Below are 3,005 nucleotides of genomic sequence, written 5' to 3' on the forward strand. Positions count from 1 at the left end.
TTTATTATCTCGCCCAGTTTTCTCTTTCCAAGCGAGATTGCCCTCAAAATGGCGAAGTAGTTTCTCGGTTCTCTGAGCTCCTCATTCAGAAGAAACTCGGCTTCGGCAAACAACACCTCGTTCTGGTTGTATATCTTCTCCATGACATTTCCGTAGTAGTCAAGATCGCTGTCAAACTGCTCAAGATAGAACGGTACTCCACCAAGAGTGCCCCATATCTTGAGTAAATCGTCAAATTCGTATTTCTTCTCGAAGAACTCGCCGATTTCATTGAAGGGAAACTGGTTTAGAAGAAGCTGTCCAGTTCGCCTGCCGTATAGAGGGCTCTTGTAGCTCAAGACACTGTTCTCCATTACGGAGACGCTCGAACCCGTGAGAATGAGAAAGACATTCGAGTCTGACAAGTATTCGTCCCAGCCTTTTTGAAAAGACGAAATAATGCCCGGTTCTCTTTCTATAAGGTAAGGAAATTCATCTATCACGAGTATGTATCGATCGTGCTTGGAGGCAAGGTACTTGAACAGCATCTCCCAGTTGGAGAATTCGGTTATTATGTCTTCGTCGAAGAATTCAATGACCTTCTCGGAGAGCTTCTTCAGTTGAAGATTCTCAGGCAGTTTCTCTGCCAGGTAATAGATCCCCCGCTTCTTCCTCAAGAATTCCTTTGTGAGTTCTGTCTTTCCAACTCTCTTTCTTCCGTATAGAATAAGGAGTTCCGGTTTTCCCCTTTCAAATCTCTCCTCGAGATAGGCTAATTCCCTCTTTCTGCCAACAAACACAAGAATCACCTACTTATTATACTTTACAGTATTATACTATATAGTATATTTATAGCAAATCATCTTCATATCTCTCATCCTTTCTAGGTTTCCGATTAATTTCACTGAAAAGGACTCGGTTTTTACTATTGTATATAAACAAGTCTTCCAGGCAATTCATGAATCTTTCCGACGCTTATTTTCTTCTACGCTACATTTATAATTTGAGGAATAGCAATAATGTAGGACAAGATCCCGTGCAGAACCCCTGAACAGGATCCCTGAACAAGAGCATTTTCAGGGCAGGCTCATTGGGGCAGGCTCTAAGGATGACAGTCTTTACTTTCTTTCCGTCATCCTGACAATGCTCCCAGTCAGGATCTCGTGCTTTCGTAAAACGGGACATACCCCGGGAACCGGTCAGTCCTTATTTTTCGCTTACAGCGCTCAGCTCGCAGGGAAAAGCGGATCTTAGGTGATAGATCCCGTGCAAAAGCATCACGGGATGACCGAAGAGGAGCTCATCAGGATAGGCTCATTGGTGAAGCACACTCTTTCATCACGTCATCCTGACAATGCTTCTGGTCAGGATCGCGGTCTTCGCGAAAAATGGGACAGACGCTAAGAGCCCGTCAGTCCCTATTTTCGCTTACACCGTTCATCGGTTTCTATGATCCGACCTTCCTGTCGCTCAGCAATTTAACCAGAGCGTGGCTTGATCATAAACTTTTGTGATACATATGTATCATTTGTAAGCACCTCAGTGATACAATAATATCGAGGTGATTGTAATGAAGACGGTTAATGTTAGAGATGTTCGAAACAGGTTCAGCGAGATTGTTGACAGAAATGAAGAACTTCTCATTTTAAGGCGTGGAGTTCCGGTGATGAAGATATCACCCATCTCTAAGGAAGACTTAATGAAATACTATCTTTCAAAGGCACAAGAGGAAGCAGAAAAGATTGGGCTCAGTGAAAAAGAGGGACTACAAGTTCTAGACGAGCTGAGAAAAGAGATGAAAGATGAAGGTTGTCATTGATACGAACGTTGTGATTTCGGCGGCTCTCGGTTCCAAGACTTGTAGCAAGGCCGTTCTTAAGGCACTGGACCAGGGGGTAATCGAACCGCAGATATTTGTGCAGGAGTTAAGAAGTTTCATAATGAAACTGAAAGGAAAGGAAAAGTACGGGCACATTCAATTAGAAGGCCTTTCCAATTTCATAGACTATTTCATAATAACGGTAGAGATTGTAGATGACTACAGTTTGCTTCCTTACAGTACTGATTTTCCGGACAATCATTTTATTTCATTAGCGGCAGCAAAAAACGCCCTGCTTATAACTGGTGATAAACTTTGTCTCAAAAGTGCACTAAATGGGAATGTAAATTGCAGGACGCCAGCTCAATATCTGAGTGATTCTTTTTGATGCTCCCTTATCTTTGGAAAGGGACAGACTCGATTTTTCCTATTAGATTTACGCAAGTCTTCCAGGTAATTCATGAATCTTTCCGACGCTTATTCTCTTCTACGCTACATTGATCATTTGAGGAAGAGCAATAATGTAGGACAAGATCCCGTGCAGGTCCCCCAAACAGGATAATTTTGGGGCGCTCTACGGGATGATGCGCGGGGATATTACGGGATGATACAACATGTTTTCGGGGCATGATACTCTCTCCTTAGGTCATCCTGAAAAGCTCCTGTTCAGGATCTGGGCTTGAACTTCAGCGAGGTTCGGGGTTGCAGGTTGCGGGTTCGAAAAAGCAAAGAGACTGGTTGATCGTTGAGCGGTTCTCCGTTCGCCGAAAAGAACAGTTGCAAGTTCCAAGATGTGAGTTGTAAGACCAGCGTTGGGGGTAGCAGGTTGGTGGTTGGAAAGAGCAAAGGAACTGGTTGGTCGTTGAATGGTTCTCCGTTCGTCGAGGAGAGCCGTGAAGCAATAGTATCGAGATTCCGACCAGTAGCTTTGTCGGAATGACGGAATCTAGTTCTTTCTAGATAACCGTTCTTAGTCAAACCATTATTCAGAGAGTAGAGAGAAGGGAAAAGCATAGAGGGCAGGTAAGGTTCTGCGATCTTGAAAAGCCTTGAAGAGCTCTTCAATTTCCCTCAAGAGCTCATCATTACACATGAGTCAGGGAGTTAAATTCCATTAATATGTTGGTTCTCGTGCGAATGCTGTGTTTGGCTCCTGATGATCCTGATCTTAAGTCCTCCCTTGAGGGAGGAGGGCCACGTAGTGGCG

General features: G+C 43.9%; 3 protein-coding genes. 2 read left to right on the plus strand and 1 reads right to left on the minus strand.

Annotation, left to right across the window (positions count from 1 at the left end):
* Positions 1-779, minus strand: a 779-nt coding sequence (locus BG32_RS04800) for an ATP-binding protein (RefSeq protein ID WP_147434829.1), incomplete at its 3' end; no start/stop codon positions are given.
* A gap of 770 nt (positions 780-1,549) precedes the next feature.
* Between BG32_RS04800 and BG32_RS04805 the strand changes: the two genes are divergently transcribed.
* Together BG32_RS04805 and BG32_RS04810 are read left to right on the plus strand one after the other, a co-directional pair.
* On the plus strand, positions 1,550-1,798 hold the full coding sequence (locus BG32_RS04805) for a type II toxin-antitoxin system Phd/YefM family antitoxin (RefSeq protein WP_121526486.1): 249 nt from the start codon (positions 1,550-1,552) through the stop codon (positions 1,796-1,798).
* Positions 1,782-2,186 carry a putative toxin-antitoxin system toxin component, PIN family gene (locus tag BG32_RS04810; RefSeq protein WP_121526487.1) on the plus strand — a complete coding sequence of 135 codons (405 nt, stop codon included), beginning with the start codon at positions 1,782-1,784 and terminating at the stop codon, positions 2,184-2,186. The genes BG32_RS04805 and BG32_RS04810 overlap by 17 nt, the downstream gene beginning before the upstream one ends.
* Positions 2,187-3,005: the final 819 nt, after the last annotated feature.

The organism is Mesotoga sp. HF07.pep.5.2.highcov (genome assembly GCF_003666285.1).
In the GTDB taxonomy this organism is placed as follows: domain Bacteria; phylum Thermotogota; class Thermotogae; order Petrotogales; family Kosmotogaceae; genus Mesotoga; species Mesotoga prima.

Bases quoted from the DNA above. Each gene is read 5' to 3' on its own strand.
- BG32_RS04805 (WP_121526486.1), top strand. From the start codon at position 1,550: ATGAAGACGGTTAATGTTAGAGATGTTCGAAACAGGTTCAGCGAGATT.
- BG32_RS04810 (WP_121526487.1), top strand. From the start codon at position 1,782: ATGAAGGTTGTCATTGATACGAACGTTGTGATTTCGGCGGCTCTCGGT.